The sequence below is a fragment of the Streptomyces sp. NPDC096012 genome, from assembly GCF_040426375.1.
GTDB lineage: Bacteria > Actinomycetota > Actinomycetes > Streptomycetales > Streptomycetaceae > Streptomyces.
Map to the genome: position 1 here is coordinate 139,453 of NZ_JBEOTD010000003.1, position 26,990 is coordinate 166,442.

At 71.4% G+C, this 26,990-nt stretch carries 22 protein-coding genes and 1 pseudogene; 12 read left to right on the forward strand and 11 right to left on the reverse strand.

What is annotated here, in order from left to right:
• Positions 1-438: 438 nt before the first annotated feature.
• Both ABVB68_RS04795 and ABVB68_RS04800 read left to right on the forward strand, forming a co-directional pair.
• Positions 439-1,299, forward strand: a complete 861-nt coding sequence (locus ABVB68_RS04795) for a helix-turn-helix domain-containing protein (RefSeq protein ID WP_353599584.1) — start codon at positions 439-441, stop codon at positions 1,297-1,299.
• Positions 1,300-1,418: 119 nt separating this feature from the next.
• Positions 1,419-1,781 (forward strand): hypothetical protein, encoded by a 363-nt coding sequence (locus ABVB68_RS04800; RefSeq protein WP_353599585.1) that lies wholly within the window; start codon positions 1,419-1,421, stop codon positions 1,779-1,781.
• A gap of 267 nt (positions 1,782-2,048) precedes the next feature.
• Here the strand turns inward: ABVB68_RS04800 and ABVB68_RS04805 are convergent, their stop codons facing one another.
• Together ABVB68_RS04805 and acnA are read right to left on the reverse strand one after the other, a co-directional pair.
• Complete coding sequence (locus ABVB68_RS04805; RefSeq protein ID WP_353599586.1) at positions 2,049-2,249, reverse strand: DUF397 domain-containing protein; 201 nt, start codon at positions 2,247-2,249, stop codon at positions 2,049-2,051.
• A gap of 476 nt (positions 2,250-2,725) precedes the next feature.
• Positions 2,726-5,443, reverse strand: coding sequence for an aconitate hydratase AcnA (gene acnA, locus ABVB68_RS04810; protein WP_353599587.1), 2,718 nt, complete (start codon positions 5,441-5,443; stop codon positions 2,726-2,728).
• A 370-nt stretch (positions 5,444-5,813) separates the two neighbouring features.
• Here acnA and ABVB68_RS04815 point away from each other — a divergent pair, with 370 nt between their 5' ends.
• From ABVB68_RS04815 to ABVB68_RS04830, 4 genes and pseudogenes are all read left to right on the forward strand, one after another.
• On the forward strand, positions 5,814-6,011 hold the full coding sequence (locus tag ABVB68_RS04815) for a DUF4236 domain-containing protein (RefSeq protein WP_353599588.1): 198 nt from the start codon (positions 5,814-5,816) through the stop codon (positions 6,009-6,011).
• 64 nt (positions 6,012-6,075) lie between these two features.
• Positions 6,076-7,605, forward strand: a complete 1,530-nt coding sequence (locus ABVB68_RS04820; protein ID WP_353599589.1) for a helix-turn-helix domain-containing protein — start codon at positions 6,076-6,078, stop codon at positions 7,603-7,605.
• A gap of 338 nt (positions 7,606-7,943) precedes the next feature.
• A complete protein-coding gene (locus ABVB68_RS04825; protein WP_353599590.1) occupies positions 7,944-8,336 on the forward strand; it encodes a hypothetical protein in 393 nt (130 codons plus the stop codon).
• A pseudogene (locus ABVB68_RS04830) lies at positions 8,333-8,566 on the forward strand (nucleotidyl transferase AbiEii/AbiGii toxin family protein); the annotation flags it as partial. The gene ABVB68_RS04825 and the pseudogene ABVB68_RS04830, both read left to right, overlap by 4 nt.
• A gap of 123 nt (positions 8,567-8,689) precedes the next feature.
• Here ABVB68_RS04830 and ABVB68_RS04835 read toward each other — a convergent pair.
• Genes ABVB68_RS04835 through ABVB68_RS04850 form a run of 4 tightly spaced genes read right to left on the reverse strand, consistent with a single transcriptional unit; the run spans position 8,690 to position 11,213 of the window.
• Entirely contained in the window at positions 8,690-8,998 is a 309-nt protein-coding gene (locus ABVB68_RS04835) for a hypothetical protein (protein WP_353599591.1), read from the reverse strand.
• A complete protein-coding gene (locus ABVB68_RS04840; protein WP_353599592.1) occupies positions 8,985-9,191 on the reverse strand; it encodes a DUF6375 family protein in 207 nt (68 codons plus the stop codon). The genes ABVB68_RS04835 and ABVB68_RS04840 overlap by 14 nt, the downstream gene beginning before the upstream one ends.
• A 28-nt stretch (positions 9,192-9,219) precedes the next feature.
• Positions 9,220-10,335, reverse strand: a complete 1,116-nt coding sequence (gene menC, locus ABVB68_RS04845; protein WP_353599593.1) for an o-succinylbenzoate synthase — start codon at positions 10,333-10,335, stop codon at positions 9,220-9,222.
• On the reverse strand, positions 10,332-11,213 hold the full coding sequence (locus ABVB68_RS04850; protein WP_353599594.1) for a GNAT family N-acetyltransferase: 882 nt from the start codon (positions 11,211-11,213) through the stop codon (positions 10,332-10,334). Before ABVB68_RS04850 ends, menC begins: the two co-directional genes overlap by 4 nt.
• 111 nt (positions 11,214-11,324) lie before the next feature.
• On the opposite strand from ABVB68_RS04850, the gene ABVB68_RS04855 reads away from it, so the two are divergent.
• The 6 genes from ABVB68_RS04855 to ABVB68_RS04880 all read left to right on the forward strand — a co-directional run bounded on the left by ABVB68_RS04855 (position 11,325) and on the right by ABVB68_RS04880 (position 20,627).
• Complete coding sequence (locus ABVB68_RS04855; RefSeq protein WP_353599595.1) at positions 11,325-13,070, forward strand: PucR family transcriptional regulator; 1,746 nt, start codon at positions 11,325-11,327, stop codon at positions 13,068-13,070.
• Between the two features lie 190 nt (positions 13,071-13,260).
• The gene (locus ABVB68_RS04860; RefSeq protein WP_353599596.1) at positions 13,261-14,853 is read left to right on the forward strand and encodes an N-acyl-D-amino-acid deacylase family protein; all 1,593 of its coding nucleotides are present in this window, start codon (positions 13,261-13,263) and stop codon (positions 14,851-14,853) included.
• 68 nt (positions 14,854-14,921) lie between these two features.
• Positions 14,922-15,845, forward strand: coding sequence for a polysaccharide deacetylase family protein (locus ABVB68_RS04865; RefSeq protein ID WP_353599597.1), 924 nt, complete (start codon positions 14,922-14,924; stop codon positions 15,843-15,845).
• Entirely contained in the window at positions 15,842-17,155 is a 1,314-nt protein-coding gene (locus ABVB68_RS04870; protein WP_353599598.1) for an MFS transporter, read from the forward strand. The genes ABVB68_RS04865 and ABVB68_RS04870 overlap by 4 nt, the downstream gene beginning before the upstream one ends.
• 29 nt (positions 17,156-17,184) lie before the next feature.
• On the forward strand, positions 17,185-18,348 hold the full coding sequence (locus ABVB68_RS04875) for a M20 family metallopeptidase (protein ID WP_353599599.1): 1,164 nt from the start codon (positions 17,185-17,187) through the stop codon (positions 18,346-18,348).
• Positions 18,349-18,686: 338 nt separating this feature from the next.
• The gene (locus tag ABVB68_RS04880) at positions 18,687-20,627 is read left to right on the forward strand and encodes a DNA/RNA helicase domain-containing protein (protein ID WP_353599600.1); all 1,941 of its coding nucleotides are present in this window, start codon (positions 18,687-18,689) and stop codon (positions 20,625-20,627) included.
• 611 nt (positions 20,628-21,238) lie between these two features.
• On the opposite strand, the gene ABVB68_RS04885 is transcribed toward ABVB68_RS04880, so the two are convergent.
• From ABVB68_RS04885 to ABVB68_RS04905, 5 genes are read right to left on the reverse strand one after another with little or no spacing between them, the layout of a single operon-like run.
• Positions 21,239-22,765 carry an MFS transporter gene (locus tag ABVB68_RS04885; protein WP_353599601.1) on the reverse strand — a complete coding sequence of 509 codons (1,527 nt, stop codon included), beginning with the start codon at positions 22,763-22,765 and terminating at the stop codon, positions 21,239-21,241.
• Positions 22,765-23,334, reverse strand: a complete 570-nt coding sequence (locus ABVB68_RS04890; protein ID WP_353599602.1) for a GNAT family N-acetyltransferase — start codon at positions 23,332-23,334, stop codon at positions 22,765-22,767. Before ABVB68_RS04890 ends, ABVB68_RS04885 begins: the two co-directional genes overlap by 1 nt.
• Before the next feature lie 13 nt (positions 23,335-23,347).
• Positions 23,348-24,574 (reverse strand): type III PLP-dependent enzyme, encoded by a 1,227-nt coding sequence (locus ABVB68_RS04895; RefSeq protein ID WP_353599603.1) that lies wholly within the window; start codon positions 24,572-24,574, stop codon positions 23,348-23,350.
• Positions 24,571-25,908, reverse strand: a complete 1,338-nt coding sequence (locus ABVB68_RS04900; RefSeq protein WP_353599604.1) for a DUF6271 family protein — start codon at positions 25,906-25,908, stop codon at positions 24,571-24,573. Before ABVB68_RS04900 ends, ABVB68_RS04895 begins: the two co-directional genes overlap by 4 nt.
• A complete protein-coding gene (locus ABVB68_RS04905) occupies positions 25,905-26,936 on the reverse strand; it encodes a phytanoyl-CoA dioxygenase family protein (protein WP_353599605.1) in 1,032 nt (343 codons plus the stop codon). The genes ABVB68_RS04900 and ABVB68_RS04905 overlap by 4 nt, the downstream gene beginning before the upstream one ends.
• Positions 26,937-26,990: the final 54 nt, after the last annotated feature.

Here is a 26,990-nt window from a genome sequence, read left to right on the forward strand (position 1 = left end):
CGCGTAGGCGCGGTGCGAGCGCGTAGGCGCGGTGCGAGCGCGTAGGCGCGGTGCGAGCGCGTAGGCGCGGTGCGAGCGCGTAGGCGCGGTGCGAGCGCGTAGGCGCGGTGCGAGGCTGCATGGGGCGGCGGTGCGAGCGGCTTCAGGGCGGCGCGCTGGCGACGCGAGGGAGTGAATGGGCGCGTTCCCCTGCCCTCGTGCGCCCCTTCGTGCGCCCCTCACTCCCGGTCGGGGCAGCAGGGGCGGCCTTTTCGGATCCGGCGCGCGCGCCCGTGCGTTGAAGGGGGCGAAGGGGGCAGACGAACCCGTGCCGGCATCCGCCAGCGTCGTTCGGCTCTATGCAGAAAGCTACCGGCATAATGGTGTGGTCCGAGAGCTTGAAGCTTTCTGTGCATGGCCGATCGGGTTCGGGGTACGTGCACGGTCGAAGGAGCGGCGATGACACCCCCTGTGGACCCCAGCCTCAACCGGCGCAAGCTGCGCCTCGCCCTGCGGCACGCGCGCGAGCGTGCCGGCCTGAGCCAGCGTGAGGCCGCCGAGCGGGTCGAGTGGTCGCAGTCGAAGCTGATCCGGGTGGAGACCGGCACGGTCAGCGTGTCCGTCAGCGACCTGCGTGCGCTGATGTGGTTGTACGAGATCACCGACCCCGACCTGGTCCACGAGCTGGAGCAGGCCGCCCGGGGCAGCAAGGGGCCCAGCTGGTGGTCCCCGTACCACGACGTCGTCAGCCCGCAGTACGCGCAGTACCTGGGCTACGAGAGCGCCGCCACGTCCCTGAACACCTACCACCCCATCGTCGTCCCGGGACACCTGCAGACCCGTGACTACGCCGAGGCGCTCCTCGCCCCGCGCGGCCTGGACCCCGAACGGGTGCGGCGCGTGGTGGACTTGCGGATGGAGCGCCGGGAGCGGATGTTCGACGGTGCGGAAGGGCCCGTCGCCACGCTCGTCCTGGACGAGGCGGCGGTGCGACGGGAGATCGGCGGAGCGTCCGTGCTCGCCGCCCAGCTGGAGCACCTGCTCGACCTGGGGGCCCACGACCGCGTACGGCTCCGCATCCTGCCGTTCACGGCCGGCGCGCACTACAGCACACTGGGCAGCTTCGTCCTGCTCGGCTTTCCCGACGACGACGACCTGCTGTACCTGGAACACGCGGCCGGCAGCATGACCGGCGGCGAGGACATGGAACTGCTGGCCCGTTACCAGGAGTGCTTCCACACGATCACGGATCTTGCGCTCGGTGAGACCGAGTCCCTCGACCTGATCGGTCGCATCAGGCAAGACCTCGGGACCCGCTGATAGACGCGGAATCCGTGGCCGGCGGAGCCAGGGGGTAGACCACAGTGGTCTTCAGGTCGATATGGCAGGGTCTGCAGAGGTGGGCCCTCACCGATGGACCCGGTGCTGGGGCGGCCGGGATGTCCGACGAGGAGCTCAAGGCTCAGGCGATGCAGGATCCGGCGCACACCCGGAACCTCATAGCGATAGAGAGGGCGCGCCACGCGTGGAAGGTCCATCTCGCTCTGATCGCGGGCGGGGTGTTCCTCGGAGCCCTGACGATCGCCGCCTGGACGCTCGTGTCCCTGCACGCGGCCGGGCACCTGAAGCTGCCGTGGCCGAATATAGCCACCGTCGGAGGCACCTTCGGGGGCACCACGTTGCTCACGGTGGTGACCGCGCTGGCGCACGGTCGGCGCAAGAAGCGCCGCGCCGCCGCTACTCCGGCGAACCAGGCGCAGAGCGGTGCGCAGGGCGATCAGAATCAGGTCGGAGCGCCGTAGGACCGCCTTCGGCCCACCACATGCCCGCTGCCACGGCCACGGCCACGGCCACGACGACCCAGAGGATCCGTCTCGCGGTGAGGTTGTCGACGAGCATCGAGGCGAGGGCCGCGGCCAGGGTCGCCGACGCACCCGCGCCCAGGGAGAGCGCGACCGCTCCGGTCCTCACGCGTTTCGGCCTCGGTGTCCCGTCCTGTGCATGCTGCACTGCGGATGCCTCGACACGCATAAGTACCCCTACCTGTCGTCGATGGCTCGATGAGAACGTCACGGGCCGTACGACTCCGCTCGGACGACGGCACCGAGGAACTCCGTCCAAGCGCGAGCGGTGAAGGACAGGGGTGCGCAGCGAGGCTGCTTGGAGTCGCGCGCGAAGACCCGGTCCTCCCGCACGGCGACCTCCAGGCATTCGTTCTCATTGCCACACATGCTGCTCCTGCGCCATAAGGGTTGCCCCCCATGCCCCACCTCAGCCCCTCCTGCTCCCCCGATGTGCCTGGACTGCGGCGTCCGGTCATGTTAGTGGACGGTTGTGCACCGCCGCAGGCGAGTACCCGGAAAAGCGGGACGGATCCCCGATCACCCCCACCACCCCTGGCACCCAGAAGACTACTCTCAGCTACCGGGACTCAGCGTAGGAGACATCCGGGCTTCTCTTCCATACCCGAACCGGTCGAAGTCCCGTACGCCTTCGGGCGCTCTTTCGTCTCGACGCTCCGTCCGCCTCACCGGCCGCCCACCCCCGTGGCGCGCTTCGCCCGCAGGTCGCGACGGGCCGGGCGGGAGCGTCGGCCCCACGAGCGGCCCCCAGGGCCGGATGCGGTCCGGTGCGCGGTGCACGTCGATGCGCCCCCGGGGTGCGCCGTCCGGCGGCGGCGAACGCGGAGGGCCGCATCCCCGAGAGTGGGGGATGCGGCCCTCGCCGGCCGTGCCGTACCGCTCGCCTACTTGCGGATCAGGCTGCGCAGCACGTACTGCATGATGCCGCCGTTGCGGTAGTAGTCGGCCTCACCGGGGGTGTCGATGCGGACGACCGCGTCGAACTCGACACCCGTGTCGGTGGTGACCTTGACCGTGCGCGGCGTGGTGCCGTTGTTCAGCTCCTCGACGCCGGTGAAGGAGAAGGTCTCCTCGCCGGTCAGGCCGAGGGAGGAGGCGGACTGGCCCTCCGGGTACTGCAGCGGGAGCACGCCCATGCCGATCAGGTTGGAGCGGTGGATGCGCTCGTACGACTCGGCGATGACGGCCTTGACCCCGAGCAGCGCGGTGCCCTTGGCCGCCCAGTCGCGGGACGAGCCGGAGCCGTACTCCTTGCCCGCGAGGACGACCAGCGGGATGCCCTGCTCGATGTAGTTGCGCGAGGCGTCGTAGATGAAGGAGACGGGCCCGTCGGCCTGCGTGAAGTCGCGGGTGTAGCCGCCCTCGGTGCCCGGCGCGATCTGGTTGCGCAGGCGGATGTTGGCGAACGTGCCGCGGATCATGACCTCGTGGTTGCCTCGGCGGGAGCCGTAGGAGTTGAAGTCACGACGCTCCACACCGTGCTCGGTGAGGTACTTGCCGGCCGGGGTGTCGGCCTTGATGGCACCGGCGGGCGAGATGTGGTCGGTGGTGACCGAGTCGCCGAGCTTGGCGAGGACGCGGGCGCCGGCGATGTCGGTGACCGGGGCCGGCTCGTGCTGCATGCCCTCGAAGTAGGGGGGCTTGCGGACGTAGGTCGACTCCGGGTCCCACTCGAAGGTGTTGCCGGTGGGGATGGGCAGCGCCTGCCACTGGGCGTCGCCCGCGAAGACGTCCTGGTAGGACTTGTTGAACATGTCCTCGCCGATGGCGTTCGCCACGACGTCGTTGACCTCGGCCTCGGAGGGCCAGATGTCCTTCAGGTAGACCGGGTTGCCGTCCTGGTCGGTGCCGAGGGCGTCACGGGTGATGTCCACCTTCATGGAACCCGCGAGGGCGTAGGCGACGACCAGCGGCGGGGAGGCCAGGTAGTTCATCTTGACGTCGGGGTTGATACGGCCCTCGAAGTTCCGGTTGCCGGAGAGGACCGAGGTGACCGCGAGGTCGTGGTCGTTGACGGCCTTGGAGACCTCGTCCGGCAGCGGGCCGGAGTTGCCGATGCAGGTGGTGCAGCCGTAGCCGACGAGGTTGAAGCCGACCTTGTCGAGGTACGGGGTCAGGCCCGCCTTGTCGAAGTAGTCGGTGACGACCTTGGAGCCCGGGGCGAGGGTGGTCTTGACCCACGGCTTGCGGGTCAGGCCCTTCTCGACCGCCTTCTTGGCCACCAGGGCGGCGGCGACCATGACGTACGGGTTGGAGGTGTTGGTGCAGGAGGTGATGGCCGCGACCGTCACCGCACCGTGGTCCAGCTCGTAGGTCGTGCCGTCGGGGGCGGTCACCTGGACCGGGTTGCTGGGCGCGCCGTTCGGGGGGACGGCCGGGGCGTCGGAGGCCGGGAAGGACTCCTGGCCCGCCTCGTCCACGAGGTCCACGTAGTTGCGGACGTCCTGCTTGAACTGCTCGGCGGCGTTCGCGAGGACGATGCGGTCCTGCGGGCGCTTCGGGCCGGCGATGGACGGGACGACCGTGGACAGGTCCAGCTCGAGCTTCTCGGAGAAGTCCGGCTCGGCCTTCGGGTCCAGCCAGAGGCCCTGCTTCTTGGCGTACGCCTCGACGAGCGCGACCTGCTGCTCGGAACGGCCGGTGAGCCTGAGGTAGTTCAGGGTCTCGTCGTCGATCGGGAAGATCGCGGCGGTGGAGCCGAACTCCGGCGACATGTTGCCGATGGTGGCGCGGTTGGCGAGGCTGGTGGCCGCCACGCCCTCGCCGTAGAACTCGACGAACTTGCCGACCACACCGTGCTTGCGGAGCATCTCGGTGATGGTGAGCACGAGGTCGGTGGCGGTGGTGCCGGGCTTGAGCTCACCGGTCAGCTTGAAGCCGACGACGCGCGGGATGAGCATGGAGACCGGCTGGCCGAGCATCGCGGCCTCGGCCTCGATGCCGCCGACGCCCCAGCCGAGGACGCCGAGGCCGTTGACCATGGTGGTGTGCGAGTCGGTGCCGACGAGGGTGTCGGGGTAGGCCTGGCCGTTGCGCACCATGACGGTCCGGGCCAGGTGCTCGATGTTCACCTGGTGGACGATGCCGGTGCCCGGGGGTACGACCTTGAACTCGTCGAAGGCGGTCTGGCCCCAGCGCAGGAACTGGTAGCGCTCCTTGTTGCGGCCGTACTCCAGCTCGACGTTCTGCTTGAAGGCGTCGTTGGTGCCGAACTTGTCGGCGATGACGGAGTGGTCGATGACCAGCTCGGCCGGCGCCAGCGGGTTGATCTTGGCGGGGTCGCCGCCCAGCTCCTTCACGGCCTCACGCATGGTCGCGAGGTCCACGACGCAGGGCACGCCGGTGAAGTCCTGCATGATCACGCGGGCCGGCGTGAACTGGATCTCCTGGCTGGGCTTGGCCTGCGAGTCCCAGGTACCGAGGGCGCGGATGTGGTCGGCGGTGATGTTCGCGCCGTCCTCCGTGCGGAGCAGGTTCTCCAGCAGGACCTTGAGGCTGTACGGCAGCCGGGCCGAGCCCTCCACCTTGTCCAGCCGGAAGATCTCGTACGACTCGTCGCCCACCTGCAGCGTGCTGCGGGCGTCGAAGCTGTTCGCCGACACGACAGTCTCCTTCATTGATGTGCGCGTACCACCGTCAATCCTGCCGCCACACCGGCTCGGCCGGTCCGCTAAGGTAAGGCTAAGTTAGGTAACCCTTACTGGCGTGGCGGCCGCGGTGCGCCTCGGCAGATATCTCGATGTCGAGATAACTCTAGTACATGGCCGCAGGATGGTCATGCCCGGACCCGCCCCGGCCGCGCGGAAACGCGGTGGCACGGCTCACAGCCCCGCCGCCGACAGTGCCGCCCGGCGGGCCTCCCCCACCGCGACCGCGGCTACGGCTACGTGCGGCCGCCCTGCCATCACCCGGCCCGCACGGGGTATCCGATGGACGCCGGGATCCACCCGGCATCCACCCGGAGGGGGCACGATGGCACTCACGTTCCGCAAGAGTTTCCGCATCCTTCCGGGAGTGCGGCTGAACATCAACCGGCACTCCTGGTCCATCACCACCGGCGGCTCGCACGGGCCCCGGCACACCCACAGCAGCACCGGACGTCGTACGACATCGATGGATTTGCCCGGACCTTTCGGATGGCGTCGTACCCGTACGAGCAGGAGCCGTTGACGGGGCGTCACCCGAATGGACCCCCCAGGAGGCACCATCTCATATCTGAGATAACCTCGGCCTCATGTCAGACGACTACCTCGTACGCATCGGCAAGCTCATCCGTGATGCCCGGCAACACCGCGGCTGGACACAGACGCAGCTCGCGGAGGCGCTCGGTACCAGCCAGAGCGCCGTCAACCGCATCGAGCGCGGCAACCAGAACATCAGCCTTGAGATGATCGCCCGAATCGGCGAGGCCCTGGACAGCGAGATCGTGTCGCTGGGCTACGCGGGTCCGATGCATCTGCGCGTGGTCGGCGGTCGCCGGCTGTCCGGCGCCATCGACGTGAAGACCAGCAAGAACGCCTGCGTGGCCCTGCTGTGCGCCTCGCTGCTCAACAAGGGGCGCACGGTGCTGCGCCGGGTGGCGCGCATCGAGGAGGTCTACCGCCTCCTGGAGGTGCTGAACTCGATCGGCGTGCGCACCCGCTGGATCAACGACGGCGTCGACCTGGAGCTGGTGCCGCCCACCGAGCTGGACATGTCGGCGATCGACGCGGACGCCGCCGTACGCACCCGTTCGATCATCATGTTCCTCGGTCCGCTGCTGCACCGCATGGACCACTTCAAGCTGCCGTACGCCGGCGGCTGCGACCTGGGCACGCGGACCATCGAGCCGCACATGATCGCGCTGCGCCGGTTCGGTCTGGAGATCGCGGCCACCGAGGGCCAGTACCACGCGCGGGTGGACCGCACGGTCCGCCCCGACCGCCCCATCGTGCTGACCGAGCGCGGCGACACCGTGACGGAGAACGCGCTGCTGGCGGCGGCCCGCCACGAGGGCGTGACGGTCATCCGCAACGCCTCCTCCAACTACATGGTCCAGGACCTGTGCTTCTTCCTGGAGGCGCTCGGCGTCAAGGTCGAGGGCATCGGCACCACCACGCTGACCGTGCACGGCGTGCCGAACATCGACGTGGACGTCGACTACTCCCCCTCGGAGGACCCGGTCGAGGCGATGAGCCTGCTGGCCGCCGCCGTCGTGACCGAGTCGGAGCTGACGGTACGCCGGGTGCCGATCGAGTTCCTGGAGATCGAGCTGGCGGTCCTGGAGGAGATGGGCCTCGACCACGACCGCAGCCCCGAGTACTTCGCGGACAACGGCCGCACCCGCCTGATCGACCTCACGGTCCGCCCCTCCAAGCTGGAGGCGCCGATCGACAAGATCCACCCGATGCCCTTCCCGGGCCTGAACATCGACAACGTCCCGTTCTTCGCGGCCATCGCGGCGGTCGCCTCGGGCCAGACCCTCATCCACGACTGGGTCTACGACAACCGGGCGATCTACCTGACGGACCTCAACCGCCTCGGCGGCCGCCTCCAGCTCCTCGACCCGCACCGGGTCCTGGTGGAAGGCCCGACCCGCTGGCGCGCCGCCGAGATGATGTGCCCGCCGGCCCTGCGCCCCGCCGTGGTCGTCCTGCTGGCGATGATGGCGGCCGAGGGCACGTCGGTACTGCGCAACGTGTACGTCATCAACCGCGGTTACGAAGACCTCGCCGAACGCCTCAACTCGGTCGGCGCACAGATCGAGATCTTCCGGGACATCTGAGCGCCTTCAGAAACAACGCCGCTAAACCCCTCCTCACCTGCGTGTATGCAGGCAAGGAGGGGTTCGGCTTCGTCTGTGGACTTCTCAGGGACTTTTGGGCCGAGGCCGAGAGACTGTCGACCTCAGGGCCTGGAGGACGGATTGCCCGGCGCTCCCCGTGATGCGTCACCGGAAGGACGTCGACCTGAGCGAGTCATGGGCAAGCACAGTTCAAGGCAGGTGTCGGCGCACTGCCGCGCTGTCACGCCCGGACACCCTGCACGAGCCCGTCCCGCTCACTGCGGACGCAGGCTTGCGCATCATGCCCCTTACCGCTCCCCCGCCGTCATGATGGAGGCATGTCTTCCAGCCCACAGCACCGCGCACCCGATCCGAGCGGCCCCTCGGGCGCGGTCGCCGAGGATCTCGCGTTGTACCGGGAGAAGTTCCGACGGCGTCTGCCGGAGTCGCTGGACCAGTTGCACGGCCCGACCCAAGGGATCGTGGAACTGCCGCTGCACATGGCCTGGTCAGGAATGACCTCGTACGACATGAGCAAGCCTCGTCAGCGTATGGGCCTTTACCGCACTGTCCTGCACGAGGGCCTGCGCGACGATCTGCCCCAATTCCTCAACCGGGATCTTCTCCTCCAGATGTGGCCGGTGCTGCGCACACTCGTCGGCCGCACTGTGCGCACCGTCTGGGAGGACGCCTTCCCCCAGCTCGCCTCCCACCCCTGGGCAGCCGCATGACGGACATGCCGGAACTGCACACGCGGCTCTTGGCAGATGTGATCGCCCTCGGCTCCCCGTATCCTTTGGTCCTCACCGGAGGGTATGCCGTACGGGCGCACCACCTCGTCAACCGCCCCAGCCAGGACCTCGACGTCGCCACCGAGAACCCGGCGCCCATGGCCGACATCGCGGCCGCGCTCCGCGCCGGCCTGGAAGCCCGCGGCTGGAAGGTGCACGCGCTGGAGACCGTCCGTTAGTTCTCGGCGCTGTTCTGATCCGCCCGGAACACCCGGACGGCGACTCCACACGTTCGCGTGGCTGCGCTGAGCCGCGCGTACCCAGGAAGGAACAGAGTGCCAGTCGACGGCACCTTAGCTGAACGCAGGCCAGCACACGCCGATCGAGGACTCGCTCTCCAAGGCGATCGAGCACGTCGCCGGACCGACCGACTTCGTCCTCTGTCTTCCAGAACGGCCCGCCAACGACCACCCCCAGATCCGGCCGGGGTCGCCCAGAGCACCGGCATGGTCGACGCGCAGACAGAACTCGACGCCGGGCTGGTTGCGGCGCTCCCGCATCGTGCCCAGCGCACCATAGCGACGGGAGACGACGGCCCGCGTGAGCGCTTCGAAGTTCTGGTCGGCGGCGCCGGGCAAGCGTGCCAGATCAGTCAGATCCACCGTCGCTCCGGTTGCTCGCATCCGACCGAGTGATCGCGTCCTCGTCCCATTCGTGGCGCGAGAAGACCTCGACCTTCGCGCCGTCATGGAGGAGCACCTTCAGGAATCCCTGGACATCGTGATCAGTGGTGCGGCTCGGCGGGGTCGTGGTCGTCACCTCCCCCACCGGGCCGCACCGGGAAGCCCGGAACATGCCCGTACGCCTCCGCACCGCCGTCCGCTCAGCCGGTGGGCCGCAGCGTCTCCCGTTGCGTCACAAGCTGGTCGAGGACCTCGGGGATGGGGGCGACGCCGATGCCCGGTGCGTCCGGTACCGGGATGGTGCCGTCGGTCACCCGGAACGGCTCGGTCAGATCCTGCCGGTAGTAGCGGTCCGAGCCGGAGATGTCGGACGGCAGAGTGAAGTTGGGGAGGCCGGCCAGTGCCAGATTGGCCGCCCGTCCGATCCCGGTCTCCAGCATGCCGCCCGCCCAGACCGGCACCCCGGCCGCCGCGCAGACGTCGTGCACCCGGCGGGCCTCCAGGTAGCCGCCCACCCGGCCGGGCTTGATGTTGACGATCGCGCAGGCGCCGATCCGGATCGCCTCGTGCGCCGCCTGCGCGGAGACGATCGACTCGTCCAGGCAGATCGGCGTGGTCAGCAACCGCGCCAGCTCGGCGTGGCCGGCCACGTCCTCCTCCTCCAGCGGCTGCTCCAGCAGAAGCAGCCCGTACGGGTCGAGGCCGGCCAGATGCCGGGCGTCGGCGCGGGTGTAGGCCGAGTTCGCGTCCGCCTGGAGAAGGATGTCGTCGCCGAAGTGCTTGCGGACGGCGGCGACGGGTTCGATGTCCCAGCCAGGCTCGATCTTCAGCTTGATCCGCGCGTAGCCGTCGGTCAGGTAGCCGCCGACCGTGTTCAGCAATTCCGGCACCGACTCGTGGATGCCCACCGACACGCCCGAGACGATGTGGGACTGGGTGGCGCCGAGGTGCCGGCTCAGTGGCACCCCGGCCGCCTTCAGCTCGGCGTCCAGTACCGCGGCCTCCACCGCGGCCTTCGCCATGCGGTGACCGCGCACCGGGGCAAGGGCCGGGGCCACCGCCGCCGCCGTGACCTCGCCACCGGCGGCGAACAGCCGCGGCAGCAGGTGGTCGGCCATGACGCGGTGGGCCGCGCCGGCGTACTCGCTGGAGTACAGGGGGTCCGCCATCGCCACGCACTCCGCCCACCCCTCGGCCTCCGGGGTGATCACCCGCACCAGCAGCACGTCCCGGAGGGTCTGGGTTCCGAACGAGGTGCGGAACGGGGAGACCAACGGCATGCCGACGCGCAGCAGCTCCACCGACTCGATTTTCACGCGTGCTCCTTGCGGGGTGTGGTCACGGAAGAGGTGAGGACGTACCAGCCGTCACGGGTGACGCCGGTCCACCGGTAGCCGGCGTCGAGCAGCGGGCTCATCGCCTCGCGCAACGCGGGTCGCCAGACGCTCAGGAGTTCCCGGTCGTGGTGCAGTGCTTCGGGAACGCGCAGCCGGACCTCCGCCCCGGTGGACGGCGCCGGGTCCCGGGGCGGCCTGCCGGTGGGCGGCGGTGCGGGGTGCGGCAGGGGCGCCAGCCGGCGGGGCCGGCCGTCCTCGCCGATGTCCAGTACGGGCAGCCGCCGGTGCGGCAGCCGTTCGGTGGTCGGGTCCGGGCCCGCCGCGGGTGCGCACGGTGCGGCCCGGGCCGTCGTGGCGTCGGTGGTGAGGTCCCAGCGGGCCAGCACCCGATCGGTGGGGACGCCCGCGTTGTAGGCGTCCTCCATGGGCCCGTAGAAGTCCGGGTGGTAGGCCACACCGACCGCGTGCAATCGGGCGATGTTGAAGGTGGCGTTGCGCCGTATCAGCGGGTCGAAGGTCCAGGTCATCGTGGTGATGCCACGCTCGAGGCACCAGTCTCGCTGGGCGAGTTTGAGCGCTGTGCCCACCCCGGTCCTGCGGGCGCCGCCGTCGACGCCGACGATGTGGGAGTGCAGGCCGTGGCGGACCGGGTCGGCTCCGCACAGTCCCACCGCGCCCCCGACCAGCCGCCCCGCCGCGTAGGCGCCCAGGACCATCCCTCCGGTATGGCTGAGTGCGCGCAGCAGGGGGAAGGGCATCTGCGGTTGCCCGGTCCCCCATACGCGCATGAAGAGGGTGGCCAGGGCTTCGAGTCCGGTGCGGTCACTGATGCTCCGCACCCGTACGTCCGGGTCCATGTCCGGCAGGCTGCCCGATCGCCGGTTCCCCGGCGTCGTCGTCCGCGTCAAGGCGCGCCGTCCAGCCTTGTCGCGGACGACAGGAGGTGCGGGAGGCCTACGATGCGCCCCATGGATCATCGGCTTACCGCACGGCGGCTGGTGGCGGAGACGGGACCGACGCTGCTGCGGGTGGCCGTCGACGGCCCCGGCGCGGACCGGCCCCTGACCGGCGTCGTCATCTACGATCCGGCCGCCGGGGCGGAGCTGGAGCCCGGGTGCGTCGTGCTGGGCGTCGGGCTGTCACCCGGCGGCCCGCGGAGTCCCGGTCGGCCCGGTGCGGCCGCAGGTGACACCGGGTCCGCCGGACCCGGTGTCGCCGGCGCCGGGCGGGGCGGTGACCACGCGGACGCGGCCGCGCTGGCACGGGCCATGGAGGCGGCCGGCGCCGCGGTGCTCGCGTTGAAGGGCCCGGTGCCGGACGGGCTGCAAGGCGGTCCGGTCGCCGTGCTGGAGGTCAATCCGGACGCATCCTGGATGCACGTCGCCTCCATGATCCGGGAGCGGCTGCTGGACCACTCCCGGGACGGCCGCCGGTCGCCGGACGGCGCCGGCGGCGACCTGTTCACCATCGCCAACACCATCGCCGAGATGCTCCAGGCACCGGTCACCATCGAGGACCGCTCCGCGGCCGTGCTCGCCTGGTCCACCGGGCAGCGCGGCGCCGACGAGGCCCGGGTGGAGTCGATCCTCGGCCGGGCCGTTCACCACCGGTGGCTGGATCAACTGCGCGCCCGCGGCGACTTCGCCCGCCTGCACGCCTCCGGCGGCACGGTTCACATCGAGCCCGTCGCTCCGGGCATGCTGCCTCGTGCCGCCCTGGCGGTGCGGGCGGGTGCGGAAGTCGTCGGCTACGTGTGGGCGGCCGTCCCGCGGCCCCTTCCCGACGATCTCGCCCGACGGCTGGAGCAGCTCGCTCCCCTCGTCGCCCTGCATCTGGTCAATACCCGGGCCACCAGCAGCTGGGCCCGGCAGCAGCGTGCGGAGCTGGCGGCGGCGGTGCTGGCGGGTGGATCGGCCGGAGCGGACGCGGCCAGGCAACTGCACCTGGACACGGGGCCGCTGTGCGTACTGGCCGCCGCACCGCCCCTCGCGGGCCCCGGCGAGAGGAGCCCCGGAGCGGACGCCGCCGCGGCAGCGGAGCGGCGCCGTTTCGAGGACGTGCTCGCCCTGCACCTGGCGGCCGTCCACCCGTCGGCCGTCACCGTGTGCGGCAACGATGCCGTGTACGCCCTGCTGGCCTGGCCGCGCTCGGGGCCGTCCCAGGCGCTGGACGGCACCCGTGCGCTGGCCCGGGACTTCTTGTCCCGCTCCCCGCTGGCCGGCGGCCATGTCGTCGCCGTCGGCGGACCGGCCGAGTCCGTGGGGCGTGTGACACGGGCCCGGGCCCAGGCGGACGCGGCGCTGCGGGCCATGCGGCATCCCGCCGCTTCCGGTGGCCCGTCGGTGGCGACTCTGGAGGATGTGGCGCTCACCGCCATGCTGCTGGAACTGGCCGACGCCACCGAGGCCCTCGCTCTGCCCGACGCCACCGGTCCGCTGCTCCGGCTCGCCGAGCACGACGGGGAGCAGGGTGTACTGACCGAGACGCTGGCGGCCTATCTGGCCTCGGCCGGTGTCGCGGAGGACGCCGCGGCCCTCCTGCGTATCCACGTCAACACGCTGCGCTACCGGCTGCGGCGGATCCGCGAGGTGGGCGAACTGGACTTCGGTGACGCGGACGCCGTGCTCCTCGCCCATCTTCAGCTCCGGCTGCGCGCGGTGCGGGCCGCCGCCCTTGACGCGGGCGACAAGCGGCCGCCGGGAACTTCGTCCTGACCTACAAGGACACCCGGCACCCGGCCTCCGCAGACTGACCGACAGGACGCCGAGGTCCGGCAGGACCAAACCGCAGGCCAGGCCGGTGCCGGCGCCCGGCTGCCCCGCCTGCCGGGTGACCGCCCGGACATCGGGCGGCCGGCCCGGACGGAGCCGCTGCCACCGCCGGTCTTGCCAGGAGGAGCCCGCCTTGCCAGGAAACGAGATGCTGATCCGCGGTGGAACCGTGGCCGACGGCAGTGGGCGCGAGCCCGTACGCGCCGATGTCCTCATCCGGGCGGGCCGGATCGCCGCGGTCGAGGCCCCGGGGGCGGTCGCGCCCGGCGACATGCCCACGGTGGATGCCACCGGGCTGGTGATCGCCCCGGGATTCATCGACGTCCACTCGCACGCCGACAACGCGGCGCTGCTGGCCGAGGACGACACCTCCAAGATCCTTCAGGGCGTCACCACGGAGGTCACCGGCAACTGCGGGTTCTCGCTGGCGCCGACCCGAGCCGACTCGGTGGGGGCGTTCGCCTCGTTCACTCAGCGGATCTTCCCGCCCATGGAGTTCGCCTGGTCCACGTGGGCGGAGTTCACCCGGCTCGCCGACGCCCGCGGCCATGTGACCAACTGGGCCCCGCTGGTCGGGCACGGCACGCTGCGCATCGCCGTGCTCGGCATGGCCGACCGCACACCGGACGCCGGTGAACTGCGCCTGATGTGCCGTGAGCTGGACCTCGCGCTCGAAGGCGGCGCCTTCGGCATGTCCAGCGGGCTGGTGTACCCGCCGGCGGTCTTCAGCGGGACCGACGAACTCGTCGCCCTCGCCAGGCGCCTGGGCCCCGACGGCCTGTACACCACCCACATGCGCGGTGAGGGCGCCTCGCTGCTCTCCTCGATCGACGAGAGTGCCCGGATCGGCGTCGACGGCGGATGCCGGGTGCACATCTCCCACCTGAAGTCCAACGGCCGCAGCAACTGGGGCCGGATGCCGGCCGCGCTGGACCGCATCCACCAGCACGCCGCGTCCGGGCTGTCCCTCACCAAGGACATCTACCCCTACACGGCCGGCGCCACGATGCTCACGGCGCTGCTGCCGCCGCCCTTCCTCGCCGACGGCGACGAGGGCGTACTGGCCCGGCTGGCGTCGGCCGAACAGCGCCGCCGGCTGGCCGTGATGATGGAGTCCGGCCTGCCCGGCTGGGACAGCCACCTGCACGGCGCCGGCTGGGACGGCATCCTGATCTCCACCACCGCCAGCCACCGCTACGAGGGCCGGACCGTCGCGGAACTGGCCCGTGCCGCGGGCGAGTCGCCGCTCGAGGCCTTCATCCGCATCCTGCGCGAGGAAGAACTCCACGTCACCATGGTGCTGTTCTCCATGGACGAGCAGGACGTCCGCACGGCGTTCGCCGATGCCGACACCATGGTCGGCTCCGACGGCCTGCCGCCCGGCAACGGCGGCAAGCCCCACCCCCGGTTGTTCGGCACCTTCCCCCGGGTGCTGGCGGAGTATGTGCGCAGGCACCGGGTCCTCCCGCTGGGGGAGGCCGTGCGCCGGATGACCTCGCTGCCGGCCGAGGTCTTCCGCATCCCCGAGCGCGGCTCCGTCGCCAAGGGTCTGATCGCCGACCTGGTGGCCTTCGATCCGCAGACGATCGACCACGAGTGCGACTACCGCGACCCGGTCCGTCCGCCGAGCGGTATCGCCTGGGTGATGCAGGAGGGCGCGATGGTGGTCGACGGCCGGACGTACACCGGCCCCCGCCGCGGCCGCCGGCTCACCCCAGCGGCGTGACCCGGCCGCGACCCGCGATGTCCACCCCCCTCCCCCACTCCCCGCACCGAACTTCCGGAAGGTACGTCATGCCCGAAGAGTCTCCCCAGCCCTGGCAGTGGGACGAGCCGACCTGGCGCGGTCACGTCGACCGGGTCCGCGCCGGCCGCTCGCTGAGCCCGAGCACGTGGCCGGGCGGCGCCCGGGTGGCCGTGGCGCTGTCCTTCGACTCCGACCACGAGACCATCCCGCTGCGCGACGCCGAGACCCTGCCGGGCAAGCTCGCCCAGGGCGAGTACGGGGCCCGCGTCGGCGTTCCGCGCATCCTGCGGCTGCTTCAGCGGCACCGGGCGCCCGCGTCCTTCTTCATACCCGCCGTCTCGGCACTGCTGCACGAGGGCGAGGCGGCCTCCTACGTCGAGCACGGCCACGAGGTCGCCCTGCACGGCTGGATCCACGAGCGCAACACCCAGATCCCCGCCGCCGTCGAGCGGGAACTCGCCCTGCGCGCCGCGGACACCCTGGAGCGACTCACCGGCACCCGGCCCGTGGGCATCCGCACGCCCTCCTGGGACTTCTCCCCGCACACCCTTGCCATCACCCGGGAACTGGGGCTGGTGTACGACTCGTCGCTGATGGCGGACGACGAACCCTACGAACTGCTCGCCGACGGCGAGCCCACCGGCGTGGTCGAGATCCCGGTGGAGTGGATCCGCGACGACGCCCCGTACTTCATGATGGAGCGCTTCGGCTCCCTCCGGCCGTACACGCCGCCGCGCGGGGTGCTGTCCATCTGGAAGGACGAGTTCGACCAGGCGTACGCCGAGGGCGGCCTGTTCCAGCTCACCATGCATCCGCACATCATCGGCCACCGCTCGCGCATGGCGATCCTGTCCGAGCTGCTGGAGCACATCTCGGCGCGGTCCGACGTCTGGTACGCCACCCACGCACAGATCGCCGAGTACGTCCTGGACCAGACGTCCGGCACCGCACGGCAGGAGAAGACCCCGTGACCGTCACCGAGAGCAGAGCCGGCGACCCGCCCCGGCACGACGAACACAGGCTCAGCCGCCCACAGCGCAGGGCCATCGTGGCCGGCGCCGTCGGCAACACCGTCGAGTGGGTCGACTGGGCCGTCTACGCGACCTTCTCGCCCATCTTCGCCGACCGCTTCTTCCCCTCGGGCCACGGGTCGGCGGCCCTCCTCGCCACCCTCGCCGTCTTCGCCGTCGGCTTCGTCATGCGCCCGGTCGGCGGTGCCGTGCTCGGCGCGTACAGCGACCGCCACGGCCGCAAGAAGGGCATGACGCTCACCATCGCCCTGATGGCCGGGTCCTCCCTCGTGGTCGCGGTCTGCCCCACCTACACGGCCGTCGGCGTGGCCGCCCCGCTCCTGCTGGTCCTCGCCCGACTCGTCCAGGGCTTCTCCGCGGGCGGCGAGTTCGGCTCGTCCTCCGCGTTCCTCGTGGAGTCCGCGGCCAGGGGACGGCGCGCGTTCGCCGGGTCCTGGCAGCAGGTCTCAGTGGGCGCGGGCGCGCTGATCGCCTCGTTCCTCGGCACCCTGCTGACCTCCACCCTCGACGACGACGCCCTGCACAACTGGGGCTGGCGTCTGGCGTTCGCCATCGGCGCCGCGCTCGGCCTCGTCGGACTGTGGCTGCGTCAGTCGGTGCCCGAGACCGAGTCGTTCGTCCGGGCCGCGGCCGAACAGCGGCAGCGCAGGAACCCGGTGGTGGCCATGGTGCGCGACCACCCCGGCGCCGCCCTCCGCGTCGCCGGGATCACCGTCGCCGGCACGCTCGTCTACTACGTGTGGGTCAGCTACCTGCCGTCCTACGCCCATGTGACGACCGGCATCCCGCTCAACCGGGCGCTGCTGGCCAACACCGTGGCGATGGCCGTCTTCCTCGTACTGCTGCCGTTCGGCGGGCTGCTGTCCGACCGGATCGGCCGCAAGCCGACCATGATCGCGTTTGCCGCCGGTATCCTCGTCTTCGCCTGGCCCGCCTTCCACTTCCTGGCCGACGACTTCTGGGGACTGCTCCTCATCGAGGTCATCGGTCTGGTGCTGATGATCGGTTACTCGGCCAACTGCGCGGTCGTCATGGCGGAGCAGTTCCCGCCGGAGGTCCGCACCACCGGCATCGGTCTGCCGTACGCGCTCTCCGTCGCCCTCTTCGGCGGCACGGCCCCGTACGTGACCACCTGGATGAGCACGAACGGCCACAGCGACCTGGTCTGGGTCTATGTGGCGGCGGCCGCCCTCATCGGCATCGCCGTCTACAGCACGATGCCGGAGACCAAGGACCGGGAGATCGCGTGACCCGCGGCCACGATCAAAAGGAGACAGCGATGGCGCCCGACACGGACACCGCCGCCCTGCTGGAGCGGGTGGCGAAGCACCGCGACCGGATGCTGGAGGACCTGGCCCGCTACGTCGGGCTGGAGACGCCCAGCGACGACAGACCCCTCCTGGAGGCCGGGCTGGCCCGCATCGACGCCTGGCTGCGCGAACGGCTCGGCGAACCCGCCTCGGTCAGGTTCACCGACGGCGGCGAGTACGGCGACGTACGGGTCTACGAATACCCGGGCGAGGGCCCGGCGCCGGTGCTCGTCCTGGCCCACTACGACACGGTGTGGCCCAAGGGCACGCTCGTGGACTGGCCGTTCGGCGTCGACGGCGACCGGGTCACCGGTCCTGGCGTCTTCGACATGAAGGCGGGCCTGGTGCAGGCGGTGTGGGCGCTGCGCGTCCTCGCGGAGGCGGGCCTGCCCCGGCCACCGGTCCGGCTGGTCCTCAACGGGGACGAGGAGATCGGCAGCCCGGTCTCCCGGCCGGTCATCGAGGCCGCGGCCGAGGGTGCCGGGGCCGCCCTGGTCTTCGAGGCGAGCGCGGGCGGCGCGCTGAAGACCGCGCGCAAGGGCGTCGGCATCTTCCGCGTCGACGTCACCGGAGTCGAGGCTCACGCGGGCCTGGATCCCACACGCGGGGTCAGCGCCGTCGAGGAGCTCGCCCGCCTCGTCCTCCAGCTGCACGCCCTGACCGACCTGGACGCCGGCACCACGGTCAACGTCGGTGTCGTGGAGGGCGGGACGCGGACCAACGTCACGGCGGGCTCGGCGACCGGGCACCTGGACGTACGGGTCCGCAGCCAGGCGGAGGCGGACCGGATCGACGCGGCGCTCGCCGCCCTGGCGCCCGCGGACCCGCGGGTCGCCGTCACCGTGACCGGCGAGTGGAACCGGCCGGTCATGGAGCGCTCGGAGGGCACGGCCAGGCTGTTCGGGCTGGCTCGTGGCCTGGCGGAGAAGATCGGTCTGGATCTCGCGGAGTGTGAGGTCGGCGGCGCCAGCGACGGGAACTTCGTCGCCGCCCTCGGCGTGCCGGTGCTCGACGGCTTCGGCGCGGTGGGCGACGGTGCACACGCCCGGGGAGAGCACATCAGCCTTCGCGGGATGACCGAACGCACGGCGCTGGCCGCCGCACTGCTCCACGCGCTGACCGTGACGCGGTGACGACAGGCGCCGCCGGGCGCCGGGTGCCGGGGGGGCCTGGGCCGGCCCGGCCCGGCCCGGACAGCACGCCACCCATTGCCGCGAAGATCCGGGAGGCCCTTGACTCCCGCGACGTCCTCGCCTTGGCGCTCAGCGCGGCCGGCATCCAGCTGTCGGCAGGGCCACAGCACCAAGTGACCGGACCACCCATCACCAGTCGTGGCCAAGCCCGCACCGAACCTCTCCTGTTGATCGCCGCGCTCACCTAGGATGGCGACCGAACATCTCAGCGGCCCGACGGGCTTCCTGATCCATCACGCACCCGCTCCCGAGGCGGCGCGCGGCGGACACCGGAGGACATGCCCCCACCCGCACGAGTCTTCTTCGTGCTGCCTGGGGGCATTTCCTTGCTGTTCCGTGAGTCCGCGGCGTCCGTGGCCGCCCGCATTCTCGAAGGGTCGCTGGCGCTGCACCTGACCGAGAACTTCCGTCACCTGCACGGCCGAAACGCGGCGCACGCGGAGATACGGTCCTGGGAACGCAGCCTCCCCGCTCTCGTCAACGCCCTCATGGAGGCCGGGCTCGACGACATCGAGGTCGTCATCGAGTACAGCCTGCCCCTCACCAGCAAGCGCGCCGACGCCGTCCTGGCCGGCGTGCACCCGACGACGGGGCAGCCGTCGTACGTCGTCGTGGAGCTGAAGCAGTGGAGCGCGGCCTACCCGGACGAGGAAGACACTCTCCTCTGCAGGCTCGACGCCTACCCGCAGCCAGTCCTCAATCCGATCGAACAGGTTCGCGGCTACTGCGAGTACCTGCTGGCCTTCAACGCGGCCCTGGAGCGGATGCCCGGGTCGCTGGCCGGTGTGGCCTTCCTGCACAACGCGACCGAGTCCCGGATCGCCGGGCTCCGGAGCGTCAAGGAAGATCAGTACGGCCGGATGTACACCAGCGACCAACGCGGCGCCTTCCTGGACTTCCTGCGGTCGCGGCTCGCCGCCAAGCCCGGCGCCGAGGCCGCCGACGTCCTGAGGGACGCCAAGATCCGGCCGTCCAGGCAACTGATGGCCGTCGCGGCGGCCGAGATCCGCGATCGCGAGCAGTTCATCCTCCTCGCCGAGCAGAAGGTCGCGTACGAGATGGTGATGTCCGCCGTGCGCAAGGCCAAGCGCGGCAACCAGAAGAAGGTCATCGTGGTGACCGGCGGCCCTGGCTCCGGCAAGAGCGTCATCGCCATGTCGCTGCTGGGCGAGTTGTACCGACGTGGGCAGACCGCTCTGCACGCCACCGGGTCGGCGTCGTTCACCAAGACGATGCGCAAGGTCGCGGGGCACAAAAAGCGCGAAGTGCAGGAGCTGTTCAAGTACTTCAACAGCTTCATGGACGCGGAGCCGAACGACCTCGACGTGTTGATCTGCGACGAGGCGCACCGGCTGCGGAAGACCTCCGCCAACCGCTACACCAAGGCGGAGCTGCGCACCGGCCGACCGCAGGTCTCCGAACTCATCGACGCGGCCCGGGTGCCGGTGTTCCTGCTGGACCAGCACCAGGTGGTGCGGCCCGGCGAGATGGGGACCAAGGAGGAGATCCAGCGGGCCGCCGCCGCGGAGGGGCTCGACTGCACGGTGATCGAGCTGGACGGTCAGTTCCGGTGCGGCGGCAGCGACGCGTACGAGAAGTGGGTCGTCGACCTGCTCGGTCTGGAGGGCGGCACGCCCGGTCCGTGGGAGCCCGACGGCAAGCTGGAGCTGCGGACCGCCGAGAGCCCGCAGGAGCTCGAGGACTTCCTCGTCGCGAAGCGCGCCGAGCGCTACAGCGCGCGGATGTCGGCCGGTTATTGCTGGACGTGGACGCGCAAGGTCACTCCGGAGATGACAGCGCTTCCCACCGACGTCGTCATCGGCGACTGGGCACGGCCGTGGAACGTGTTCGGCGACCGGTCCGTGTTCGGGGCCCCACCGGCATCCCTGTGGGCCACGGAACCGGAAGGATTCGGCCAAATCGGCTGCGTCTACACCGCACAGGGCTTCGAGTACGACTGGTCCGGCGTGATCATCGGGCCCGACCTGGTGTGGCGTACGGACCGGTGGGTCGTCGACCGGTCGGCGTCGAAGGATCCGATCTTCACGAAGGCGACGCCGGACAGCGAGATCGACCGGCTCATCCGCAACACCTACAAGGTCCTGCTGACGCGGGGCATGGTCGGGACGATCATCTACTCGACCGACCCGGAGACGCGGGAGAAACTGCGGTCGCTCGTCCACCCCGCGTCCAGGGTAGAGACGCCCGCGCTCGTGTAGTCGGGCATGTGCGAGAAGTGGTCATCCGCCGTCAGTGGTGCGCCATACGATCGGATGCGCCGGCACAGCCGCCCGTCGGAGAGCGATCGTTCATCTCGCTGGACGCCGGGCTGTCCGTGATCGCCGAGCACGCCGAGTCGCTCGGTTACGACGGGCTCATGCACCGGGACCGGAGTACCTGGCCCCGCACTCGTGGCCGCGTCGGCGCTCAGGCCTGGAACACCTGCTCCATGGCCAGCCCTTGTCCGGCAGCGAGCCGGTAGACGCCGCGCAACTCCTCCAGACGATCCCGCAGGCCGAGACGACGGCGCCGCAGCCGGCGGCGAGATCCCTCTCCGGGAGAGGGAGGAGGGAGATGTTCACTTCGCGGGACCTTTCGGCGGGAGGGGTCTCGGTACGGCTCGGTGCGCCTCTGCGCGGACGACCGCGCCCGCCTGTCCGCCATGGGGGCCGAAGTCGTCGCCGCGGCCTCGTGGTGGAAGACACGCTTCAGCTGAAGCCACTCTCCCAGGCGGCGGCTCTGGCCCGTCTCCCGTCTCGCCGTCGTCCTCAGGAGCGGTGCATGAGCAAGTGGACGAAGAGCCTAAATTCGGCCTCCGCCCGCCCGGCCCCTACGCCCCCTCGCCCGCCGCTACCGGGACTCCGTTCACCGGTGACGGGGATCGGGTGGGCCAGGGGATACGGAGTGCGGTCAGGGTGACGACCAGGGCCGCGGCCGCCACCGTGGCCATGCCCACCGTCAGGTTCGCCGCGCCCGCCACGAAGCCGATCAGGGCGGGGCCGCCCAGGAGGCCCGTGGTGCCCATGGCGGCGACCAGGGCCAGCGCGTCCGAGCCCTGTCCGGCCGCCGCGACGTACACGCACGGCGTGACGGCGGCCGCGCCGAGGCCTACGCAGGCGAAGCCGAGGAGCGTGGGGACGATCCCGCCGGCGAGCAGTGCGAGGGCCAGGCCGACGGCGGCCACGGCACTGCCCGTGCGGACCACGCGCCCGTCGCCCCAGCGGGTGCGCCAGCGGTCCGCGAACACCCGGGCCAGCAGCATCATCACGGAGACGACCGCGATGCCCAGCGGGGCCACCGCGGCGGACGCCTTGACGACGTCCTTCATGTAGAGCGTGGACCAGTCGTTCATGGCGCCCTCGGTGATCGTGCCGAACGCCATGGCGCAGCCCATCAGCAGGGTGGCACCGGAGGGCAGGGCCAGGCGTCCGCGCCTGGGGGTGCCGGGGGCGGCGGGTGGCGCGTCCGCGGTGTCCAGGGCGGCGGGCTGCGCGTCCAAGGTGTCCAGGGCGGCGGCGGGCTGCGCGCCCAAGGTATCCAGGGCGGCGGCGGGCTGCGCGTCCAAGGTGCCCCGGGCGGTGGCGGGCGTTGCGTCCGGAGTGCTCCCGGCCGGTGTCGCATCCGGAGTGCTCCCGACGGGCGTTGCATCCGGAGTGCTCCCGGCCGGCGTTGTGTCCGGCGTGCTCCGGGCCGGTGTCGCGTCCGGCGTGCTCGGGATCGACGTCACGTCCGAACCGCTCCGGGCCGGTGCCGTGTCCGGCGTGTCCCGGGTCGCTGGTGGTGTCGCCCCGCCGGGGAGCAGGCCCGTGCGGGAGCCGAGCAGGAGGAGCAGGAGCAGGGCGCCGGCCACCGTGAAGTGGGCCGGGACGGAGGCGGTCGCGGTGGTCACGCCGGAGGTCAGCAGGGCCGCGGCGAGCAGGCCGGCGCTGAAGGTGGCGTGCAGCTGGGACATGGCGGTGCGGTCGTACGCCTTCTCGAGTGCGGCGCCCTGCGCGTTCATCGCGACGTTGAGGCAGCCGACGGCGACCCCGTCGGCGCAGACGGTGATCAGGGCGAGCGGGTAGTTCGGTGCGGCGGAGAGGGCGGCCAGGACGGCGACCAGCGCGAGGGCGGACAGCAGGGACAGGCGGCGCGAGCCGATGCGCCGCGTCAGGGCGGCGACCAGCGGGAACGATGCCGCCGCGCCGGCCCCGCAGGCCATCAGCAGCAGGCCCACCTCCCCGGCGCCCAGGTCCAGACGGGACTTGAGCGCGGGGATGCGGGAGACCCAGGTGCCGTACTGGAAGCCGAGGAAGCAGAACAGGGCCGCGATCGACCACTTGGCGCGCTGGAAGGAGAGGGGGGTGGGGGCGGGCATCAGAGCGCTCTCCGTTCCGGGGCGGTCGTGTCCGTGGTGCGCCACGGCGTGGACGCGGAACCGCGCGCGTGGGGGCGGACGGTGGCGGCCAGCTCGGTCGACATGTAGACGGCGTCGGCGCCGTACTCCGGCGGCAGGGCGGTCTCGCGGTGCGCGCGGTAGCCGTTGGCCCGCCAGAACGGTTCCTTGCCGGTGACCGCGATCAGCGACATGGTCTCGAAGCCGCGGGCGCGGGCGGTGTCGGTCAGATGGCGCACCAGCCGGGTGCCCAGGCCCCGGCGCCGCAGGGGCGCGCTGATGACGAGGTCGTGCAGGTGGAGGTTGGCCGAGTGGTGGACGACCTGTTCCGGGCGGGCGAGGTCGGGACAGCTCAGCCTCGGGTAGGGCAGGGCGAGGACGTAGCCCGCGAGCCGGCCGTCGAGGTCGAGGACGAAGCAGGTGCCCGCCGAGGCCCGGGCCCGTGAGCGCAGCAGTTCCTCCCCCTCGGCGAGGGCGAGGTCCGTGTACGCCTCGGCCTCCAGAGCGGCCAGCCCCGGCCAGTCGGCCTCGGCGATACCCCGTACGCGCATGACGTGTCCCATTTCAGTGCCGTTCTCGGGGGGTCGCGGGCTCGCCGGTGCCGCGTACGCAGACGCAGGGCAGCGGGTGGATGCCGTTGAAGCCCCGGGTCATGTAGCTGGTGGCGTAGGCGCCGGCGGACAGGATCCAGACCGGGTCGCCGGAGGTGGCGGACCTGGGCACGGGCACCGGGTGCCGGCCGCCGCCGTAGGCGTCGTCGCTGTCGCAGGTGGGGCCGGCGACGACGGCACCGACGTGTTCGCCCGCCGCGGGCCGGGTGGGGAAGACCAGCCGGTGCGTCACCTGGTCCATCTCGAACAGGCCGTTGTACTTTCCGCAGCTCAGGTAGAGCCAGTGGTCGTCCGTGCCGTCCGGCCGCCGGCGCCGGGTGAGCCGGGAGACGTGGGCGCGGACGGCGCCGTGGTCGGCGACCAGGTGGCGGCCCGGTTCCATGACGAGGTCGAGCGGTGCGGGGGTGATGGCGCGCAGGTGCTCCATGCCTTCGCGGAGCAGGGTGAAGATCTTGTCCAGGGGCGGTTCGAGGAGGTTGCCGTGGCGGTCCCGGTAGCCGAGCGCGGGCAGGCCGCCGCCCAGGTTCACGTGGTCCGGTACGATCCCCCGCCCGGCCAGTGCGGTCAGGGTCCCGGCGAGGGTGTCCAGGGCCTGCTGCCAGGCCTCGCCGGTCATCTGCTGGGAGCCGACGTGGACGGACAGGCCGGCCGGGGTCAGACCGGCCGCGCGCGCAGTGGTCAGTACGCGCACGGCGTCGTCGGGGGTGCAGCCGAACTTGCGGTTCAGGCCCCACAGGGCGCCCTCCCCGCTGGTGGCGAGGCGGCAGAACACCCGGGCGCCGGGGGCGTGTGCGGCGATCGCTGTGACGTCCTCGACGCTGTCGGTGGCGAAGGTGCGGATGCCGAGCCGGTGGGCCTCGGCGATGTCCCGGTCGGACTTCACGGTGTTGCCGTAGTGGACGCGGTCCGCCGGGGCGCCCGCGCGCAGGGCCTGGGCCAGTTCGGCGGGGCTGGCCGCGTCGAAGCCGGCGCCCCGGTCCGCGAGGCAGCGCAGGACCTCGTCGACGGGGCAGGCCTTCAGGGCGAAGCGGACCCGCAGGCCCGGCAGTTCGCTCAGCAGGGTGTCGTACTGGGTCTCGATGCCGGTGAGGTCGTAGACGACACGGTCGTCCGTCGCGGCGTCCAGTGCGGCGGCGAGGGGTGCGCTGAGTCCCGCGCCGGGGGGTGTGCCGTTCCTCACGCCCGTCCGCCCCCGGGGCTCAGGGCGGTGGTGCGGGCGGCGCGCACGAGCGCGGGCCAGGCCTCGACGAGGTGGGCGAAGTCCGCGATGTCCGACTCGGCCTCGTCCAGCAGCCGGTCGCGTTCGGCGGCCAGCAGGTCGGCGAAGGCGGCGTAGCGGCCGCCCAGTTTGCGGTAGGCGGTGTCGACGCGGTCCAGCCGCCATACGTTCTCGGCGCGGTCCAGGCCGGTGCTCTCGCGCAGCAGGGCGGTGATCGCGTCGGGGCGGACGCGCAGTGTCTCGTCCAGCAGCCGGTCGCCCTCGGCCGCCATCCGGTCGTAGACGTGGTGGAAGTAGAGCATCGACAACAGGAACTTCACGAAGCGCCGCTGGTAGGCGGGGAAGCCGGTGTCGGAGCGGCGTTCGGGGGTGTGGAAGTTCTCGATGTGCCGGTTGTGCAGGATGCCGGGCAGCCCCGCGTCGTGGACGAGGTGCAGGAGGAAGTAGTCGCTGCCGATGGTGTCGGTGGCGGGCGGCAGCGGGATCCGCTCGTACACCGCGTGGTCGAAGGCGACGTTGCACATGTCGACGCGCATCGGGTCGACGAGGGTGAGGGTCGTGTGGTCGCCGGTGAAGGGGGTGGTGCCGGCGCCCGTGAAGGACTCCTCGACCAGTTCCCGTTTGCGCTCCTCCGGCCAGCCGGGCGGCGCCCAGAGGCTGACCACGTCGTGGTGGACGCCCTCGTCCAGGCTGCGTATCTCGCCGATGTCGACGGAGAGTTCACCGATGAAGGAGGCGCCGGCGAGCGACACCGGCCGGTCGGCGCGGGTGGCGTCGAGGTCGGTGCGGGTGACGCCGGCCGCCGCCTCGGTGGCGGGCCGGCCCAGCCAGGGCAGTTCGTGGTGCACGGGGAACACCCGTTGTCCGGCGTGGAGTTGGTAGGTGCTGTCGGAGTCCCTGCGGTGCACGGAACGGCAGCCGAGGGCGGCGGCCAGCAGGAAGGCGCGGTTGGTGCAGGCGCCGTAGGAGACGGTGGGCGGCAGCATCAGGCGCAGCAGCCGGTCGGGGTCGGGCAGGCCGGCCGACCGGACGACCCGGCGCAGGAAGTCCCGCTGGGGTTCCTCGCCGAGGTGGTGGACGCTCACCCCGGGCACGGGCGGCAGGCCGGCGACGACGGCCGCGTGCTCGGTGCGGGTGAGGTCGTCGGAGGAGTCGAGGATGAGCAGCCGGACGTCGGCGCCGAAGCGGTGGGCGGCGTAGGCGGCCTCTTCGTGGATCGCGGGAAGGGTCGCGGAGCAGGCCCGGTTGGTGGGCAGGGTGAGGCAGATGCGGGGTGCGGCGGCGGACTGGTTCACCGTGCCGTCCCGTCCGTGGTCCAGGAGTCCAGGCCGAGCAGCTTGCGGCCGAGGGGGTTGAGCGTGGCGGGGCCGTAGCGCAGGGCCTCCGGCTCGCGGGCGTCGCCGAGCAGGGTGCCGTTCCAGTCGGGGGTGGCGAGGGTGCGCCAGGAGTGCACGCGGGAGTCGCGCAGGGCCGTGTGCTCCTCCAGCGCGGGCATCATCGACAGGTACTGGACGGCTCGGACAGCGTTGTCAGAGAGGTTCGGGGCCACTCCGTGCGCCAGCAGGCCGTTGAAGATCAGCAGGTCGCCGGCCTGGAGGTCGGGACGGACGACGGGGAACTCGGTGCGGTCGAGGTGGGGGCGGATCGGGTCGCGGCCGGGTGGCTGAGCGAGGCGCCATTCCTCGAAGCGGCGGAAGAGTTCCGGGGCGCACTGGAAGCCGCCGAGTTCGGGCCGGGTGTCGTTGAGGGCGATGATGCCCTGGACCCGCTGCGGGAGCACGGCGAGGGTGGTGTCGACGTCCCAGTGCAGCTCGATGTCGAAGCCCTCGTCGGTGGGCTCGATCAGGGAGCGCGAACGGGTGCGCACGTTCGGCGGGTTGAGGTTGAGCCGGTCCAGGGTGACCCACAGTTCCGGGCAGTCCCATACGTCGGCGAAGGCGTCGTGGACCCGCTGGTTCTGCCGGCTGTCCCACAGGAGCTGGTGGTGGTAGGCCTCGACGAAGCCGTAGATGAAGAGGTGCCGGTCGAGTTCGGAACGGAACTCCGGCTCCGCGTACCAGGTTTCGGGGCGGTCGGGGTCGAGGCCCTGGAACTGCCAGGCGAAGTCGAGCAGGCCCTTGGCCTCGCCGGGGGTGATGGCCTCCCGTACGACGACATAGCCGTAGGTCTGCCAGAAGGCGTAGTCCTGCTCGGACAGCACCCTGAGGGGCTGGGTCTTCTCGAGGTCGCGCAGCGGCGTGGGGGCGAGGTAGGTCTCGCCGTCCGCGCTGAAGTAGGGGCGGCCGGTCGCCGCTCGGTGGAGGTAGGGGGCGGACGTCTGCATGCGATCACTCCGGGGTGACGGGAGGGCAAGCACCAACGGTTCGGACGTAGACAT

Excerpts from the sequence above, each read along its gene's own strand:
- ABVB68_RS04795 (WP_353599584.1), top strand. The coding sequence starts at position 439 with ATGACACCCCCTGTGGACCCCAGCCTCAACCGGCGCAAGCTGCGCCTC.
- ABVB68_RS04800 (WP_353599585.1), top strand. The coding sequence starts at position 1,419 with ATGTCCGACGAGGAGCTCAAGGCTCAGGCGATGCAGGATCCGGCGCAC.
- ABVB68_RS04815 (WP_353599588.1), top strand. The coding sequence starts at position 5,814 with ATGGCACTCACGTTCCGCAAGAGTTTCCGCATCCTTCCGGGAGTGCGG.
- ABVB68_RS04820 (WP_353599589.1), top strand. The coding sequence starts at position 6,076 with ATGTCAGACGACTACCTCGTACGCATCGGCAAGCTCATCCGTGATGCC.
- ABVB68_RS04825 (WP_353599590.1), top strand. The coding sequence starts at position 7,944 with ATGTCTTCCAGCCCACAGCACCGCGCACCCGATCCGAGCGGCCCCTCG.
- ABVB68_RS04840 (WP_353599592.1), bottom strand. The coding sequence starts at position 9,191 with ATGTTCCGGGCTTCCCGGTGCGGCCCGGTGGGGGAGGTGACGACCACG.
- ABVB68_RS04850 (WP_353599594.1), bottom strand. The coding sequence starts at position 11,213 with ATGGACCCGGACGTACGGGTGCGGAGCATCAGTGACCGCACCGGACTC.
- ABVB68_RS04855 (WP_353599595.1), top strand. The coding sequence starts at position 11,325 with ATGGATCATCGGCTTACCGCACGGCGGCTGGTGGCGGAGACGGGACCG.
- ABVB68_RS04865 (WP_353599597.1), top strand. The coding sequence starts at position 14,922 with ATGCCCGAAGAGTCTCCCCAGCCCTGGCAGTGGGACGAGCCGACCTGG.
- ABVB68_RS04875 (WP_353599599.1), top strand. The coding sequence starts at position 17,185 with ATGGCGCCCGACACGGACACCGCCGCCCTGCTGGAGCGGGTGGCGAAG.
- ABVB68_RS04880 (WP_353599600.1), top strand. The coding sequence starts at position 18,687 with ATGCCCCCACCCGCACGAGTCTTCTTCGTGCTGCCTGGGGGCATTTCC.
- ABVB68_RS04885 (WP_353599601.1), bottom strand. The coding sequence starts at position 22,765 with ATGCCCGCCCCCACCCCCCTCTCCTTCCAGCGCGCCAAGTGGTCGATC.
- ABVB68_RS04890 (WP_353599602.1), bottom strand. The coding sequence starts at position 23,334 with ATGCGCGTACGGGGTATCGCCGAGGCCGACTGGCCGGGGCTGGCCGCT.
- ABVB68_RS04905 (WP_353599605.1), bottom strand. The coding sequence starts at position 26,936 with ATGCAGACGTCCGCCCCCTACCTCCACCGAGCGGCGACCGGCCGCCCC.